At 67.4% G+C, this 16,074-nt stretch carries 13 protein-coding genes; 3 read left to right on the plus strand and 10 right to left on the minus strand.

What is annotated here, in order from left to right; translation table 11 throughout:
• Positions 1-216 precede the first annotated feature (216 nt).
• The 6 genes from DX116_RS05250 to DX116_RS05275 are packed head-to-tail and all read right to left on the minus strand — an operon-like array spanning position 217 to position 7,646.
• Positions 217-5,175 carry a beta strand repeat-containing protein gene (locus DX116_RS05250; protein WP_158591906.1) on the minus strand — a complete coding sequence of 1,653 codons (4,959 nt, stop codon included), beginning with the start codon at positions 5,173-5,175 and terminating at the stop codon, positions 217-219.
• Positions 5,176-5,203: 28 nt separating this feature from the next.
• Entirely contained in the window at positions 5,204-5,731 is a 528-nt protein-coding gene (locus tag DX116_RS05255; RefSeq protein WP_119703112.1) for a phage tail protein, read from the minus strand.
• A gap of 10 nt (positions 5,732-5,741) precedes the next feature.
• A complete protein-coding gene (locus DX116_RS05260; RefSeq protein WP_119703113.1) occupies positions 5,742-6,230 on the minus strand; it encodes a phage tail protein in 489 nt (162 codons plus the stop codon).
• A 25-nt stretch (positions 6,231-6,255) separates the two neighbouring features.
• Complete coding sequence (locus tag DX116_RS05265; protein WP_119703114.1) at positions 6,256-6,756, minus strand: phage tail protein; 501 nt, start codon at positions 6,754-6,756, stop codon at positions 6,256-6,258.
• Positions 6,734-7,273 (minus strand): GNAT family N-acetyltransferase, encoded by a 540-nt coding sequence (locus DX116_RS05270; protein ID WP_119703115.1) that lies wholly within the window; start codon positions 7,271-7,273, stop codon positions 6,734-6,736. Before DX116_RS05270 ends, DX116_RS05265 begins: the two co-directional genes overlap by 23 nt.
• Positions 7,260-7,646, minus strand: coding sequence for a DUF6916 family protein (locus tag DX116_RS05275; RefSeq protein ID WP_147393587.1), 387 nt, complete (start codon positions 7,644-7,646; stop codon positions 7,260-7,262). Before DX116_RS05275 ends, DX116_RS05270 begins: the two co-directional genes overlap by 14 nt.
• Positions 7,647-7,937: 291 nt before the next feature.
• Here DX116_RS05275 and DX116_RS05280 point away from each other — a divergent pair, with 291 nt between their 5' ends.
• The gene (locus DX116_RS05280; protein ID WP_147393588.1) at positions 7,938-8,630 is read left to right on the plus strand and encodes a class I SAM-dependent methyltransferase; all 693 of its coding nucleotides are present in this window, start codon (positions 7,938-7,940) and stop codon (positions 8,628-8,630) included.
• Positions 8,631-8,703: 73 nt separating this feature from the next.
• On the opposite strand, the gene DX116_RS05285 is transcribed toward DX116_RS05280, so the two are convergent.
• The gene (locus DX116_RS05285) at positions 8,704-10,023 is read right to left on the minus strand and encodes an O-antigen ligase family protein (protein ID WP_119703118.1); all 1,320 of its coding nucleotides are present in this window, start codon (positions 10,021-10,023) and stop codon (positions 8,704-8,706) included.
• Between the two features lie 280 nt (positions 10,024-10,303).
• Between DX116_RS05285 and DX116_RS05290 the strand changes: the two genes are divergently transcribed.
• Positions 10,304-11,188: a glycosyltransferase gene (locus DX116_RS05290; RefSeq protein WP_158591907.1), complete on the plus strand. Its 885-nt coding sequence runs from the start codon at positions 10,304-10,306 to the stop codon at positions 11,186-11,188.
• Positions 11,185-12,402 (plus strand): lipopolysaccharide biosynthesis protein, encoded by a 1,218-nt coding sequence (locus DX116_RS05295; protein ID WP_147393589.1) that lies wholly within the window; start codon positions 11,185-11,187, stop codon positions 12,400-12,402. The genes DX116_RS05290 and DX116_RS05295 overlap by 4 nt, the downstream gene beginning before the upstream one ends.
• Before the next feature lie 87 nt (positions 12,403-12,489).
• On the opposite strand, the gene DX116_RS05300 is transcribed toward DX116_RS05295, so the two are convergent.
• From DX116_RS05300 to DX116_RS05310, 3 genes are all read right to left on the minus strand, one after another.
• Positions 12,490-13,662: a nucleotide sugar dehydrogenase gene (locus tag DX116_RS05300; protein ID WP_119703121.1), complete on the minus strand. Its 1,173-nt coding sequence runs from the start codon at positions 13,660-13,662 to the stop codon at positions 12,490-12,492.
• 83 nt (positions 13,663-13,745) lie between these two features.
• Positions 13,746-14,903, minus strand: a complete 1,158-nt coding sequence (locus DX116_RS05305) for a glycosyltransferase (RefSeq protein ID WP_119703122.1) — start codon at positions 14,901-14,903, stop codon at positions 13,746-13,748.
• Between the two features lie 35 nt (positions 14,904-14,938).
• Positions 14,939-16,024 (minus strand): glycosyltransferase family 4 protein, encoded by a 1,086-nt coding sequence (locus DX116_RS05310; RefSeq protein WP_119703123.1) that lies wholly within the window; start codon positions 16,022-16,024, stop codon positions 14,939-14,941.
• Positions 16,025-16,074 lie beyond the last annotated feature (50 nt).

The raw sequence follows: 16,074 nt of genomic DNA on the forward strand, positions 1-16,074 counted from the left end.
CTGACATGTGCGTGCCACAGCTCGACGATGTGGTGCAGCTGATCATCCCGCGTCGCCCGCACCTCGCTGCGGAAGCGGAGCACGAGGGCCAGCAGCAGAACAGCGTTCGCGGCGACAACAGCCGCGAACAGCCAAAGTACGACACTCATGTCCGAAGCAACGACGGCTCGGGTCGAAGGTGACGTGCTGTCCGTCGGACCCGAGCCCGCGACGCCGTCAGCCCCTCGCCCGCACGCGGACGACGTGCATCTTCTTGCCGACCTTGACGCCGAGGTTCCAGTACGTGCGGCCGCGCAGGTCCTTCATCGTCACGCCCAGGGCGTAGCGGTCGTGGCCTGCGGGACGCATCAGGCCGCCAGGCTTGCGCGGCGTCCTCGGTGCGACCTCCGCCTCGTAGTACGTCGGCCTGCTGCCCGCCATCACGACCAGCGTGTAGGTGCGGCCTCGCTTGACGTCGTACGCGCCGTTGCGGAAGGTCGCACCGTCCAGCGTGACGATGCTGGTGCGGTAGCGGACGCTGCGCGAGCGCTGGTTGCCGGCCTTGTCGGTGGCCGTGGCGGTCACGGTCGTGACGGTGCCGCGCTTGCGCTGGGTGACCTTGCACGAGGCGACCCCCGACAGCGCGTCCTTGGCGGCACACGTGGCGCGCGGAGCCTTGCCGCCGTACACGCGGCCGCTCTTGACACCCCTGATCTTCAGCGTCGGTCGCTGGTCGTCGACGTTGATGCCGCCGACCACGACCGTGGCGACGCCGCCGTCGGTGGACGCGATGGTGCGGGTCACCGACTGCCCGGCGCCCCGTCCGATCCGCACCGGCGAGGGGCAGGGCTCGGTGAGCTCGGCGCCGTTCGTGGTGCAGGTGAACGAGACCGTGACGGGTGCGCCGTACCAGCCGTAGCCGGTCTTGGCCCGCGCGCTCGCGACCGTCGCCGTGATCGTCGGGTCGCTGCGGGTCACCGACGTCGACGAGCCGGTGAACATCGTGTCTCCGTCGTAGACCGCGGCGACCTGGCGGGCCAGGCCGGTGGGCACCGCCTGCTTCAGGCGTGCGACGCCGTCGACGAGCGGTGCCGTGCCGATCTCGTCACCCCCGACGCTGAACGTGACGGTGCCGGTCGGCGTGCCCTGGCCCGGCGAGGTCGCCACGACCTTCGCCGACACCGAGGCGGGGTCGACCGTGACCGACGTGGTGGTCGCGGCCTTGCCGACGACCTGGGTGACGACGTTCTCGCCTCCCGCGTAGCGGACCGCGTCGGTCGGCACGAACGTCGCCTTCACCTGGTGGGACCCGGGCGCGAGGGGACGTCCGTCGGCGTCCCGCAGCTCGGGGCTCTTCGCCGTGCCGGACGAGACGGCGACCGGTGAGCCGAGAGCGTCGCCGTCGACCGAGAACTGCACCGAGCCGACCACGGCGTCGCCGCCCACGTGCGAGACCGTCGCGGTGGCGGTCGCCGGCTGGCCGTAGACGGTCGGCGACTCCGATGTCGTGACGCCCACGGTCGTGGCGATGGTGCTGACCACGATCGTCTGCGTCAGCTGCGGGGCCGCGCTGTACGTGCCGTCGCCCGCCTGGTCGAAGGCGATGACACAGGTACCGGCGTGATCGAACGACACCACACCGCCGGCCAGCGAGCAGGCGCCGTCGGTCGTGCCCGAGCCGATCGACACCGCGACGGTGCCGCCGGGGGCGGTGGCCGCCGGGGTGTACGACTGACCGACGACGGGCGCGTCCGGGGCGATGGACGTGACGGTGATCGCCTGCGCCGCCTTGACGACGTCGATGACCAGGGTCTGCTCCGTCGTGCCGGACGAGCTCTTCGCCGTCACCTTGACGCTGTAGCGATCCGCCGAGCCGGCGGCGGGCGTGCCCGACAGGGTCACCGAGCCGTTGCTGTTCTCGGTCGCGGTCACGCCGGAGGGCAGGTCGCCGTCGATGGTGAGCTTCGGCGCCGGGTACCCGGTGGCGGTGATCGTGAACGATCCCTCCGTGCCGACGGTGAGCTTGGCGCTGTCTTCGCTGGTGAAGGTCGGGACGGTCGTCACGCTCACGGTGAGGGTCTGCTTGGTCGGCGGAGCACTGCCGTTGTCGGCCGTGACGACGACCGAGGCAGCGCCGCTGTCGCTCGCTGCCGGCTTGCCGGTCAGGGAGGCGGTGCCGTCACCGTTGTCGGTGAAGGTCGCCCACGAGGGCACGCCGCTGGCGGTCAGAGCCACGGACGTCGGGTACCCGCCCGCGGTCGTCACGTCGAAGCTGCCGGACTCGCCGGCGGCGAAGGTGGCCTGGTCGTCGCTGGTGATCGTCGGCGACTCCGTCACGGACAGCGTGAAGCTCTGCTGTCGCGAGCCCGCCGCGCTGGTGGCCGTCAGCGTCAGCGGGTAGCTGCCGCCGGTGCCCGCGTCAGGCGTGCCGGCCAGCGTCGCGGTGCCGTCGCCGTTGTCGGTGAAGGTGACGCCCTTCGGCAGGGAGCCGGTCTTGGCCAGCGTCCTCGCGGTCGGGTAGCCGGCGGACGTGGTGACGGTGAAGCTGTCGGCCTTGCCCGCGGCGAAGGTGGCGCCGTCGGCGCTGGTGATCGACGGAAGCTCGTTGACCGTGAGTGTGAAGGTCTGCGTCGCCGCCGGGCTGAAGCCGTTGGCGGCCCTCAGATCGACCGTGAGCGTCCCACCGCTGCCCTTCGGAGCGGTGCCGGCCAGTGTCGCCGTGCCGTCGCCGTTGTCGGTCACCGTCAGCCAGGACGGGAGGGTGCTCGTGGCAGAGACCGTCGCGTCGGGCGTCCCTTCCGTCGCGACGGTGAAGGTGCCGGCCGTGCCGACGGCGAAGCTCGCGTGGTCGGTGGACGTGAACGAGGGGGCCGTGCCGACGTACAGGGTCGCGGCGGTCGAGGTCGCGGAGTCACGGGTGTTGGTGAAGACCGCGCGGTACTGGTTGCCGTCGTCGCCGCGCACCGCGGTGAAGGTGTACGTGGGGCTCGTTGCTCCAGCAACGTTGGTGAAGGACGCTCCCCCGTTGGTTGAGCGCTGCCACTGCACCGTGGGCGCCGGCGCACCGGACGCAGCGGCCGTGAACGACACGCTCGTGCCGGGGGTGACCGTCTTGTCGGCCGGGTCGGTGGTCACGGAGGGCTTCTGGTCGACCCGGATCGTCAGCGTCTGCGTGCCGGCCGGCGTGCGGCCGTTCACGGCGGTCAGCGTGATCGGGTAGCTGCCGGCGGTGCCCGCGTCGGGCGTGCCGGCGATCGTCGCGGTGCCGTCGCCGTTGTCGGTGAAGGTCAGGCCGGCGGGCAGGGCACCTGAGCGGGTGATCGCCGTGACGGCCGGGAAGCCCGATGTCGTGACGGTGAACGAGTCGGCGCTGCCCACGACGAAGGCCTTCGTGTCGCTGCTGGTGAAGGACGCGGGTCCACCCACGGTCAGGGTCGCGGCCGTCGAGGTGGCCGGCTGGCCGACCCCGTTGGTCGCGACGGCGCGGTAGCGGTTGCCGTTGTCGGTGGCCGTCGTCGTGAGCGAGTACGTCGTAGAGGTGGCCCCGTCGATGTCGGCGTAGCCCGAGCCGCCGTCGGTCGAGCGCTGCCACTGCACGGTGGGCGCCGGGTAGCCGGCGGCGGCGACGGTGAACGTCGCCTGCTCCCCCACGGAGACCGAGGCGTCCGAGGGGTTCGTGGTGATGGTGGCCGGCCGCTGCACGACGACGTCGGCCGTCGTCGTGGCGTTGTCGAGCGAGGCGGAGACCGATCCGGCACCGCTGGACGTCGCGGAGCCGTACGACACGCTCGCCACCCCTCCGGAGAGGTTCGACGAGGACGCACCGACGGTCGCGGGGGTGGGCTTGGGGCTGCTCCACGCCACGGGGAGGCCGTCGAACGCGGTCAGGTCGCTCGGCGAGACGGCACCACCGGCGGAGTCGGCCAGCAGCGAGGCCTTGATCGTCGACGTGCCGTTCGGGCCGGTGACCGTGGACGGCGACGCAGACGCCTTGACCACCAGGCGAGGGGTCACGTCCACAGCAGTGCCGTCGGAGGCGACGGTGTCGCAGCCGGCCGAGCCGGGCCCGTCGTTGCAGCCGAACCAGTTGAGCTCGGCGTCGACCGAGCCAGCTCCGGAGGCGGCGTGGACGGCCGTCCCGGTGGCAGCGACGTTGCCGGTCAGTCGGTTGTGCCGCAGCGTCGCCCGACCTCTGAGCACCTCGACCGCGCCGCCTCGGGCGCCAGCGCCTCCCTTGACCTCGTTGCCTGTGAAGGTCGAGCGAGAGACCGTCAGCACGCCACCGTCCTGACGGATCGCGCCGCCGTCCGCCCGCGCGGTGGTGCCCGTCACGCTGTTGCCGACGAAGCGCGATGCGGTGACGGAGAGTGGCGTGGACGCCGGGCTCCCGACGGCGAGGCCACCGCCACCGTTGGAGACCGACTCGTTCGAGCTGGTCGCCTGGTTGGACGAGAAGGTCGTGCCCGTGATGGTGAGCGACTCGCCACTGCCCTGCCCCTGCGCGTAGTACGCGACACCGGCGCCCGGGGAGCTGTAGGAGGAGTTGCCCGAGATCGTCGAGCTCGTGATCGTCAGCGACCCGCCGATGAACTGGACGCCACCGCCGGGCTTGTTCGAGCTGCTCTGGTTGGCGGCGTTCGCGACGTTGCCCGTGATGACGCTGTTGGTGATGCTGAGGGTGTCGGCAGCGGTCGAGTTGCCCGAGCCGCCGATGATGCCGGCGCCGCCGAAGGTGCTGTCGGCTCCGCCCGTGACGGTCACGCCGCTGATGCTGACCGCGACGCCTCCGACGATGTTCGGGTCGAGGTCGAGCACGCGGCTCTTGCCGTCGCCGTCGATGATCGTCGACCCGGCACCGGCTCCGGCCAGCCTGACGTCCTGACCCACTGCCTTGCCGATCTGAAGCTCACCGCTGGCCAGCACGTACCGACCGGCCGGGACCGTGATGGTGGCGGTGCCGCCGATGTTGTTGGCCAGGCAGGTCGCCTCCCGCAGGCTCAACGGGCCTGAGGGTGCCGTCACCGACGTGCTGCCGCAGGCGCCCGCGTTGGCGGCGACGTCCGCGGTGGTGGTCACCGTCAGGCTGGTCGCAGCACTGGCAGGCGCCGCCCCGACGAGTGCGAGCGTTCCCGCCAGCAGGCACGTGACCAGCGTGGTGGTCAGGAGCTTCGTGGTAGGCGTGCGCTGTGCGCTCATCGGTCGTCCTTGCATGGGAGTGGAGTGTTCAGGAGCGCGGCGGGAAGACGCCCTGCAGGGCGATGATGAAGTTCACGGCCACGTAGGGCGGCATGTTGTTGTGGGGGCGGCCGCCGCCGGCCGCACCCGATGCCACGGGCGACATCGGGGTCGTGGCATCGGCCGCGTAGACCTGTCGCGCGACGCGTCCGAAGCGCGGCTGCGCCCACGTGGCGTCGGCCGGCGACTCACGATCGCCCGAGGCCGACGACGCCTGGACACCGTGGCTGTGCGCGGGCATCTCGGACGTCAGCAGGGTGACCCGCTCCTCGCCACCGGTCTGGCCCAGGTCGTACAAGCTCAGTCCCTGACCCTGGCCCCTGGCGAGGGTGAATCGTCCTCTGAGGTCGGGCAGCGCGAAGGTGCTCTTGCCGTCACCCCCGTAGGTCGTGCCGAGGAGCGAGAACAGCGCGGTGTTCTGGAAGATGGGCATCAGGTCTCCGTTGCACTGCGCCCACCCCTTCGGGGCGAAGTTGAAACCCACCTGCCGGATCTCGCCGACGAACGGATCGCTCATGACAGCTCCTTCAGTTCCTGCTCGGGAAGATGCCGGTCAGGGCGATCGCGTACGTGACGGGCAGGTGCGGCGGCATGTTCTCGTGGGGCTGGCTGCCACCGCTGTTGCCGATCGTCCCCGCCGCCATGGCCGTGTCGGCACCGTCGCCGTACGACCCGCCGTCCGCCCACAGGCCGCGGCGCGGATCGGCTGTCGTGGCACTGCCGCCCGCGGACACGGCGTGGACGTGCTGGGGCATCTCGTCGACGCTCAAGGTGTGCGTATCGGAGCCGCCGGCCTGGCCGATGACGTAGTCGCCGCCGGCGTGCACCGATCCTCGGCCCTGCAGGTTGGGCAGGGCGAAGTTCGTGACGCCGTTGCCGCCGTACTGGACGCCGAGCAGCGAGAACAACGCCTGGTTCTGGTTGATCGGCAGCAGCTGGCCGTTGCACGCGGCCCAGCCCTTCGGCACGAAGTTGAAGGTGAAGGCCCTGATCTCGCCCATGAACGGTTCGCTCATCGGGTTCCCCCTGTCGTCGGTGGTGTCATGTCGCGCTCGGGTAGATGCCGAAGAGCGAGATGATGTAGTTCACGGCCAGGTACGGCGGCATGTTCTCGTGGGGCTCGTTGCCGCCAACGGACGACAGCGCCGAGGTCGACATGGGCACGTCAGGCCCCTGCGACGTGTACGGCTTCGCCCCCGACGCGGCCCACACGCGGTTGCCGGGCGCTTGGGCGGCGCCCTCCCTCGTGCTGGCTTGCGGCCGGTGCGAGTGGACCGGCAGCTGCAGGGAGTTCAGCGTCACGGTCTCCTGGCCGCCGGGCTGGCCCAGCGCCCGGCCGGGTCCTACTCCGACGGGGATGCGACTGCTCAGGTTGGGCAGGGCGAACGTCTCCTGCCCGTCTCCGCCGTAAGTCGTCCCGATCAGGTTGAACAGCACGTCGTTGTCGCTGATCGGCAGGAGCGAGCCGTCGCAGAAGGCCCAGCCGTTGGGGGCGAAGTTGCCGGCGAAGATCCTGATCTCACCGATGTAGGGCTGAGACACGGTCGCTCCTTCGATCGGACGCGCCTCGGCGCAGGTGCAGGTGGGTGCCGTCGGAGTCGACGACGTCGAAGCCGAGTGCCGTGTAGAGCGCTCGGGCGCCGTGGTTCGTGGCCCAGACACTGAGCACCACCGGGTGACCGTGCTCGTCGGCGGTCGCGATGACGTCGCTCAGCACGGCCGAGGCGATGCCGCGACGCCGGTGCTCGCGGCCGATCACGATGTCGACGACGCGGGTCTCGGAGTCGCCCGTCGCGACGACGACCCGGCCGACGTCGGTGCCGTCTGCGACGACGACCTCGTGGCTCGCCGCCGGGTACGTGGCGGCGTAGTCGGCCAGCTGGGCGTTCACCTGCAGGGCGAGCAGGGGGCCGCGGACGTCGGCGGGCAGCGCGTCGAGGTCGGGGCGCGACTCGGCGAAAAGCCTGGCGACGAGCGCGTCGTCGGCGGTGGTGGCGGGACGGCGGACGATGCCGCCGGTCAGGGGCGAGGCGGTGACGACCACGTCAGACCGTTCCATTGACGATCGCCTGCAGCGTCTTGTCGGGACCGACTGCAGAGACGAACAGGTCGTGGGTCGGGACGCCCCGCCGGCGAAGCGCGTAGATGCCGTCGTCCGGACGGTCGCCCTCCACCGGTTCGAAGATCAGCGCGTACGTCTGGGACCGCTTGGACGCCCCCGGCGCGGTCATGTCGTCGGCGTGGGTCAGTCGCAGTCGGACCGTGCCGCGGCGGTCGCTCGCCTCGAAGATCTCGCCGATCGACGACGCGTAGTCGGAACGTGACGGCGCTGCAGTCGCCGCGCCGCCCAGCACCGTGTCGAACCCGAGTGCCGCTGCTCCGAGGACGACGACGCCGCCTCGGATCACACCTCGGCGTGTCGCTTCTGTCATGTCCCCGAACCGCTCTCCTGGATGAATCGCTGCGAAACTAACACGCAGGAATGGGCCGCGGACGCGCTTTGGCAAGGCTGCCCCCACGCAGCAGTCCGATCGGCCGAAAATGGCTCGAACGAGCTATGTGGACCCGATGGCGGAGGACCATCGGCGCGCTGACGAGGAGGGTCCAACTGGAGCAACAGGCAGTGTTGACATCTTTACTCGCCAAGTACTGCCATCGAACGCCCGACACACACTGCTCGAGGTCCGGTAGCGTCGCGTCCATCACTACACATCGGAGAATCCGTGAGTTCAGATCGCTCGGTTCGCCGCCGCGCTAGACGCTTCCTGACCTATGCCCTTCACGAAACTGCACGAGACATCGACCTCGAGAGATACCGCCAGGCCGTCGAGTCCTCCGCTCACTTCGTCGATGAATACATGCCCCTGGTGACTGGCACTCGCGGGTCAAGCCCCGAGGCCGCCAAGCTCGCACTACTCGACTGGGCGCTCGACCAGTCACCTCAGGACGGCCTCGTCCTCGAGTTCGGCGTGGCCACCGGAGCGACGTTACGAGCGATATCTGCCAAGAAACTCCCGGCCCACGGGTTCGACTCGTTTGAGGGACTCCCGGAGGCGTGGCGCGGAGGCTTCGCCGAAGGCGCATTCGCACAGGATCTTCCGGAAGTAGGCGGAGCGGAGCTGCACAGGGGCTGGTTCGAAGATTCATTGCCTGAATTTCTTCAATCCCATCCCGGATCGATCTCCTTCGTACACATGGACGCCGACCTCTACTCGTCCACGAAGACCATCTTCGATGCCGCCTTTGATCGATTCGTCCCGGGAACGATCATTCATTTCGACGAATACTTCAACTACCCCGGCTGGCAGCAACACGAGCACAAAGCCTTCAGGGAGTTTCTTGCTCGGTACGACGGGGAAGCCGAGTACATCGGATATAACGCCCTACACGAACAAGTCACTGTGCGACTGATGTGATCGACGGGTTAGCGCTTGTAGATGAGCCTCGCGACGCAACCCCAGGACTGCCACTGCCACGCAGTCAGCAACATCATCCAGCTGGCACAACGTGCGGCCTGCAGGGTGCAGGGGAATCTGAGTCAGATTCCTTCAACCGATAAATCACCGCGCGGCGGCTGCCTAAACCAGTGTTGGCCACACGCCGGAGAGACATGGTCTTGAGCGCCGTAGCCAGAACAAGCCCGAGCAACAGCCACACGATCGGCGTGTACGTTGCGTTGGAAAACAGACTATTCACGAGCGCTACGACGAGCAGCTGCCCGGGAACGCTCCGTGCGCCGACCAACGCTGCAATACCAAGAAGAGCAATCAACGGTAGCGCCAAGAATTTGCTGTCGACCCACATGGCAAGAATCCAATTACTGCCGACATTGTTGTCAGCTACGCCGCCCAAGGTCAGCCGACCTGATACACCGACCCGTCCACTGGCACTCACGCCTTGGCCGTACCAGGGCGCCGTCTCCGCCAAGTAGAGAAGCCCTTGCGTCTGAGCTATCCGAGCCTGGCCGGATACATCACCATCTTGAGCTTGGACTGTCTGCGCCAACCGCCTGCCCAGGTCGCTCCGAAGCTGCGGACTCGCCGCCAGTCCGGCAGTACCTGCGACGAGCAGCAACGCGAGAAGGCCTGCGACGGCACGCCGCGGCGGCACGCTATCCGACCTTCGACGGACGATGCTGATCACGAACATGAGTGCGACGCTGACTACCAAAGCTACCCACGCCGCGCGGGCAAAAGAGAAGACGAAGACCGCACCGTTGAGCGTGACAAGGACATTCCGTCGCCAGCTCTCATCGAGAACACGCCATGCCAGGATCAACCCGATGGCCGCAAACAGCCCGAGCCAGTCGGGCTCGGGGTAGAACGCCATAGGTCGGCCGAGTCCCGACACGTCCGTGTGCCAGAGAGTCATCTGAATGACACCCGCGATCTGCAAGACACCCACGGCAGAGGCCGCAGTGCAGACACACAGGAGCCCGGCCAGCATCGACCTGGCGTGGGACTCGGTGGCAAACCCGGCGATGATGCCGCCAGAGGCGGCGAGTATGACGAGTTGGATCGCCAAGGTGTTGCTGTTGACGAGTTCACCATAGAGAACGCTGGATGCTGCAAGACCCGAAACACTGATCAGCAGAAGAAACGGGTTGAGGCTGTAACGCCTGCCCTGCAAGAAGTGCACCAAGGCCCACACGCCGACCAGGGCCGAGAAGACGTGCAGGCGTCCTAGCCGTGCGTCGACCAACCCCGCGGTCACCCCGATCAGGAAGGGCAGCACATGCTCTTTGCGGCTTGAAGTCAACGCGAAGACAACAACCGCGAAGAGTGCGGCCGCTGCCACTGCGAGCTCCATCGAACCAGCCTACCCGTCGGTTACCGACCCAATTCGCGTCTGCCGCCTCTCATCCTGCCCACCTCTTGTAGCTCCCGACCGGTTGCCAGATGCTCTGGCCTCGACCTCGCCGGCGGACTCGTCAGTTGCCCAGGATCAATCCCGCGACGATCCGTCCACCATCGTTCGGTCGAGGGAAGCGTCACTCCGATTGGTGTCCCCATCGCAACGAATGAGTGGGACCGTAGTACCGGTCCCACATCGCGCGGGCCCAGGACACATTCCAGCTGAGGGGGAACATGTGACAACAGCGGCAACGATCGTCACGTACAACCGGTCCGGTGACCTCAGGGTCTGCCTGACAGCGATCAGTCGACTCGATCCGCCTGTTGACGAGGTGATCGTGATTGACAACGCCTCGACCGACGACACCGCTGAGGTCCTTGCCTCTGAGTTTCCCCATATCTCGGTCCACTCCGAGCCTCGAAACATCGGAGGTGCCGGCGGTTTCTCCGTCGCGCTCCAGCTGGCGATGGACCGAGGTCACTCTCACGCATGGCTCATGGATGACGATGCGATTCCCACGCCGAGCTCCTACGGGCCCCTCCGCAGACTCATCGACGATCCGTCGATCGACCCCCAGCCTTCTTTTCTGGCCTCCCACGTCATACAGCCCGACGGTCGCGACTTGGCATCACACATCCCACCGTCCACTGACGACACGATTGAGGCGTCACGTGCCGCCAGGTTCGCTTGCGTACCTGTGCAGCACGCCTCCTTCGTAGGGGTCTTGATCAACCTGTCGTACGCGAGGAGAACCTTCCTACCGGTCGCTGAGTTCTTTCTCATCCTGGACGATCTGGAGTACACGTCGAGACTGGGAACTCTTGCGCCGGGATGGCTCGTTCCCGATAGCAGAATCATGCATCCTGACAAGAAGCTCTTGACTCGCTACAACCCGCGCTGGTGGATGGGAGTCAGGAACTCCCTCTGGATCGTTCGTGACCGACGACTCGCCTCGGCGTACGTGCGTCGCGGCCGGCTTCGCGGGGTGGTGCGGCCGATCCTGTCAAGCGCCGTCAGGGCGCCTTCGAAGGCGCAGTTCTTGAAGCAGCTCTTCGACGTCATGGCCCAGGTGATGAGGCAACCACCCAAGCTTCGGAGGCCTGCCGGGCGACAGGGATGATCCGCAGAATCGGCAAGCTGGGCTGGTACGGCGCGTCCGTCTTCGCAACTGTCCTGGTCGGGGTGGTCTCCATCCCGGTCGTGATCAGTACGGCCGGGGCAGCAGCATGGTCGGGAGTGGCGACAGGTATTGCCGTTGGAAGCGCAGCCTCGGTGCTGGTCTCGTGGGGATGGCCCATATCCGGTCCTGCTGAGATCGCGCAGACTCCGTCAGACCACACCAAAGGGCAGATCTGGGTTGACTCTGTCGTAGCCCGGACACCGCTGTTTCTCACTGCCTCCGTGCTGAGTTGCGGCGTTGTCGGCTTCGCCTCACCTCCGCACGTCTACGCTGCCATGGCCAGCGCCGTCTACGCTGCGACGACAGGCCTCAGCTCGAGCTGGTACTTCGTCGGCCTCGGCGACCCGAAGCGGTTGTTCTTCCTGGAGAGCCTGCCCAGGCTGAGCGGCACGGTGATAGGCGTATCGCTGGTCTACACGACCGGGACGATCATCCTCATGCCTCTGACGCAAGTCGTCTCGGCACTCGGAGCCGTCTACCTCGTCTTCAGGTTTGTTCGTCATCAGCACCTTGAATCGTCGCCTGAAAGGCCCAGCGCAAGAACTACCCGTGACAGGCTGCGGTCTCAGTCTCCGTTGGTAGGCACTGCCGGAATGGCGGCAATTTACAGTGGCATGCCGATGATTCTCGTTGCGAAATTCGACCCCGCCGGCCTGGTTGCCTACGGCATGGCAGACCGTCTTCGCGGTTACGCGATCATCGCCCTGACTCCCGTCGACCAGATACTTCAGGGTTGGGTTCCAAGGGGAGGGAGGGACGACCTGCGCAGGCGAATTCGTGTAGCTCTGCAGACGTCATTCGTACTGGCGATCTTCTGCGGCATCGGCTTCGCATTGCTTGCACGCCCGCTTGCCGACTTCCTGAGCGGAGGGAAGATCGCTGTTCCCACAGACCTTGTCGTACCCATCGCGATGATCTTGGCCGTCGTGACCATGTCGCACTGCGTCGGACTGGCATGCCTGATGGCGCTGGGCGCTCGGTCGGCGCTGCTGCATAGCACGGGCATCGGCTTCTTCTTCGGAGTGCCGGCGGTAACGTTCGCGGCTCTTCACACCGGTGCCGTAGCTGTTGCGTGGACGATCCTTGCCATCGAAGTTTGCGTGTGCGCCTACCAGACGTCTGCCCTGATCCTGCGAATGCGAGAACTCGCCTGATCCACCGGCGCTTCTGAAACGCTAGCGAGGTCAAGGGCCTCCCTGAGCCTCCGTGAAGGCTAGGCCATGGTGAAGGGTGACGCCGGGTCAGTCCGACCCGAAGAGGTCCCGCGTGTAGACGCGATCGCGGACATCCTCGAGCTCGTCCACACGGCGGTTGGCCACGATCACGTCGGACAGCTGCTTGAACTCGTCGAGGTCGCGGATGACCTGCGAGTGGAAGAACTCGTCTTCTGCGAGCTCGGGCTCGTACAGGACGACCTCGATGCCCTTGGCCTTCAGCCGCTTCATGATGCCTTGCACGCTGCTGGCGCGGAAGTTGTCGGAGCCCGACTTCATAATGAGGCGGTGGATGCCGACCACGCGGGGGTTGCGGCTCAAGATGTCGGTCGCGATGAAGTCCTTGCGGGTGCTGTTGGCGTCGACGATCGCGCTGATCAGGGTCTGCGGCACGTCCTGGTAGTTGGCCAGCAGCTGCTTGGTGTCCTTGGGCAGGCAGTAGCCGCCGTAGCCGAACGACGGGTTGTTGTAGTGCGTGCCGATGCGCGGGTCGAGGCCGACGCCATCGATGATCTGCCGCGACGAGAGGCCGTGGCTGATGGCGAACGAGTCGAGCTCGTTGAAGTAGGCGACGCGCATGGCGAGGTACGTGTTGGCGAACAGCTTGATCGCCTCGGCCTCGGTCGGCTCGGTCAGCAGCACCGGGCAGCCCTTCTCGGCGGCACCCTCCATCAGCAGGTCGGCGAAGCGTTGGGCGCGGTCGCTCTGCTCGCCCACGACGATGCGCGACGGGTGCAGGTTGTCGTACAGCGCCTTGCCCTCGCGCAGGAACTCCGGCGAGAACACGATGTTCTCGGTGCCCAGACGAGCACGGGCATCGAGCACGAACCCGACGGGGATCGTCGACTTGATGACCATCGTGGCGTCCGGCGCCCGCTTCGTGACGTCGGCGATGACGCTCTCGACCGTGCGGGTGTTGAAGTAGTTGGTCTGCTCGTCGTAGTCGGTCGGGGTGGCGATGACGACGAACTCGGCGTCGGCGTAGGCGATGGCCGGATCGTTGGTGAACGTCAGCCGCAGGTCGTCGCGCCCGAGGAACTGCTCGATCTCGGCGTCGTGGATGGGACTCTTACGCTGCTCGAGCAGTCGCAGCTTGCGCTCGTCGATCTCGAGGCCGACGACGTCGTGGTGCTGCGACAGCAGCACGGCGATGGACAGCCCGACGTAGCCGAGCCCGACAACTGCGATCTTGGTGGTCACCCGGTCAGCCTATTGCGTTGCCTGCAAGGTCAAGGAAACAGTCGCGTGACGACGTCTGCACCACTCAGCCGGTCTGTCAGCCGTCAACCCTCGTGGAGCCACCGGTCCGCGGCGACCCGCGCGTGCTCCTTCGGGAGCGAGGCGATCACGCCCGACGGGTCGAGCGGCGCCCGCAACGCACTGATGATCGCCGCGGCCAGCTCCGGCGGGCCCGAGCGGGCGTCGACGACGTGGTGCCCGTGCTCGGCAAGCCATGGCGCGAGCCCCGTCTCGGAGGTCGTCACCACGGTCCGCCCCAGCGCCAGCCCCTCCTCGATCGGCAGGCCGATCTGTTCGCGCCACCGCCCCGAGCGCTGCGACGGCACGACGACCACCGACACCGCCGAGAGCAGTTCGGGAACGTCGCCGTACGGCACCTGCCCCACGAAGGTGCGCGAGGTCGTGCCGGCATCGCTCGACCATGCTGCGACCTTGTGCTCGAGAGGCCCCGCTCCGGCAATGACCAGCGTCGCCTCAGGCTCAGCCTGCTCGACCAGGCTCCACGCTTCGATCAGGTGCTCGATGCCCTTCCGGGCGTCCAGGTGACCTACGAAGGCTGCCGAGAGAGGTCGCACCTCGCTCACCGATGACCCGGCCCTCGCGGCGGCCGGAAGACCGAGGACGACCGACGACTCCACCCCGGTGAAGAAGGGCAGCTTGCGATACACCTCGGCTGCACCTGGCGTGCCGAAGACCACGCGTTCGTAGAACACGCGGACGCACAGACCCATCAGCAGGCTGATCATCCATCGCACGGGGGCGACGGGGTGGGACGCCCCGAACACCACCGACACGAGGTCGTTGTTCTCGATGGCGTAGGTGCGCGCTCGCCGGTTCGTGAGCCGCATCCACCCGGACAGGCGCCATGCCGCCAAGATCATCAGATTCGTGGGAAGGAATCGGATCCAGAGTGGCTCTGGCACCTCCAGCACCGACGCAGGCGTTCGCAAGGTCCTCCACACCGCCTGGGCCCGGCTCACCCGGATGAAGCTGTCCGGGATCGTCGTTCCGTTCAGGTCGTAGTTGGTGCCGAAGTACCAGGTCTCGGCCGGGACGAACGCTTGATCCTGCGCGACCTGGACAGCGCGCAGCTCCGGAAGTACCCGGATCCTGTGAGGCGAGGGCATCGTGAAACCAATACGGCGATGGGAGTGGGAGTGTGTAGCGACCGCTTGCGAGACCCTACCCGCGCCAAGCCCCATGGCCGATCTATGCGAGAGCGTGTCTCTTCACGAGACTAGCCTTCTTCGCGATGCAGCCAACGGTCGGCAGTGATCCTGGCATCCTCCGCCGGCAGCGACTGCAGCACCTCGTCGCGAGCAAGCGGATGAACCAGCGCCGCGACGACGGCGTCGGCCAGCTCGGCGTCCCCCGACCCTGCCGGGATGACGAGATGGCGGTGCTCGGCGAGCCAGTCCGCGAGCCCCGTCTCCGTCGTCGTCACGATCGTCAGCCCGACGGCCAACCCCTCCTCGATCGGCAGGCCGATCTGCTCGCGCCAGCGTCCATCGCGACGCGACGGAGCGACGACGACCGAGGAGGACCGAAGGATGTCGCTGACCTGCTCGTGAGGGAGCTGCCCGACGTAGCGCCGTGACCGAGGCTTCTCGCGAACCCAGCTCGTCACGCGCTCGTGCAGCGGCCCGCTCCCGACGATGGTCACGGAAGCCTCAGGGCATTCGTCCTCGACCCGGCTCCAGGCGCGCATCAGCTGGTCGACGCCCTTCCGTCCACTCAGCTGCCCCACGAACACGGCGGCCATGCTGCTTCGACCCGTGTCGGCAAGCGGCGAGACCGAGGCCGTGGGCAGCGCCAGGACAGTCGTCGACTCCACCCCCGCGAAGAACGGCAGCCGGCGATAGATCGCCTCGGCGGCCGGCGTGCCGAAGACCACTCGCTCGTAGAACAGCCGGACGAAGACACCCATCAGCAGGACGACCAGCCAGCGCACGAGGACCGGTGGTCGTCGAGCTCCGCAGACCACCGCGATCGCGTCGTTGTTCTCGATCGCGAAGGTGCGAGCGCGACGGTTCTTGAGGCGACAAAATCCAGAGATCCTCCACGTCATCACGAGCAGCGAGTTGATCGGAAGGAACCGCACCCAGAGCGGCTCGGGAACCTCCAGGACGGCGGCACGGGTTCGCAGCAGGCGCCAGGCCGCGGTCGCCGCGTTGACGTGGACGAAGCGGTCAGGGATCGCCGTTCCCTCGAGGTCGTAGTTGGTGCCGAAGTACCACGTCTCGGCCGGCGCCATCTGCGTCTCACGCTCCACCTGGACGGCCCGCAGCTCGGGGAGCACACGAATCCGCTCGACGGGCCTCATCGGTGAAGGCTAGGGCACCCCGGGGCCTCGCATGCCTCGAATCGATCCAC

The sequence above is a fragment of the Aeromicrobium endophyticum genome, assembly GCF_003586285.1.
GTDB classification, from domain to species: domain Bacteria; phylum Actinomycetota; class Actinomycetes; order Propionibacteriales; family Nocardioidaceae; genus Aeromicrobium; species Aeromicrobium endophyticum.

Coding starts and splice junctions, on each gene's coding strand:
- DX116_RS05260 (WP_119703113.1), bottom strand. CDS start 6,230: ATGAGCGAACCGTTCATGGGCGAGATCAGGGCCTTCACCTTCAACTTC.
- DX116_RS05255 (WP_119703112.1), bottom strand. CDS start 5,731: ATGAGCGATCCGTTCGTCGGCGAGATCCGGCAGGTGGGTTTCAACTTC.
- DX116_RS05295 (WP_147393589.1), top strand. CDS start 11,185: ATGATCCGCAGAATCGGCAAGCTGGGCTGGTACGGCGCGTCCGTCTTC.
- DX116_RS05310 (WP_119703123.1), bottom strand. CDS start 16,024: ATGAGGCCCGTCGAGCGGATTCGTGTGCTCCCCGAGCTGCGGGCCGTC.
- DX116_RS05285 (WP_119703118.1), bottom strand. CDS start 10,023: ATGGAGCTCGCAGTGGCAGCGGCCGCACTCTTCGCGGTTGTTGTCTTC.
- DX116_RS05305 (WP_119703122.1), bottom strand. CDS start 14,903: ATGGGGCTTGGCGCGGGTAGGGTCTCGCAAGCGGTCGCTACACACTCC.
- DX116_RS05270 (WP_119703115.1), bottom strand. CDS start 7,273: ATGGAACGGTCTGACGTGGTCGTCACCGCCTCGCCCCTGACCGGCGGC.
- DX116_RS05250 (WP_158591906.1), bottom strand. CDS start 5,175: ATGAGCGCACAGCGCACGCCTACCACGAAGCTCCTGACCACCACGCTG.
- DX116_RS05275 (WP_147393587.1), bottom strand. CDS start 7,646: ATGACAGAAGCGACACGCCGAGGTGTGATCCGAGGCGGCGTCGTCGTC.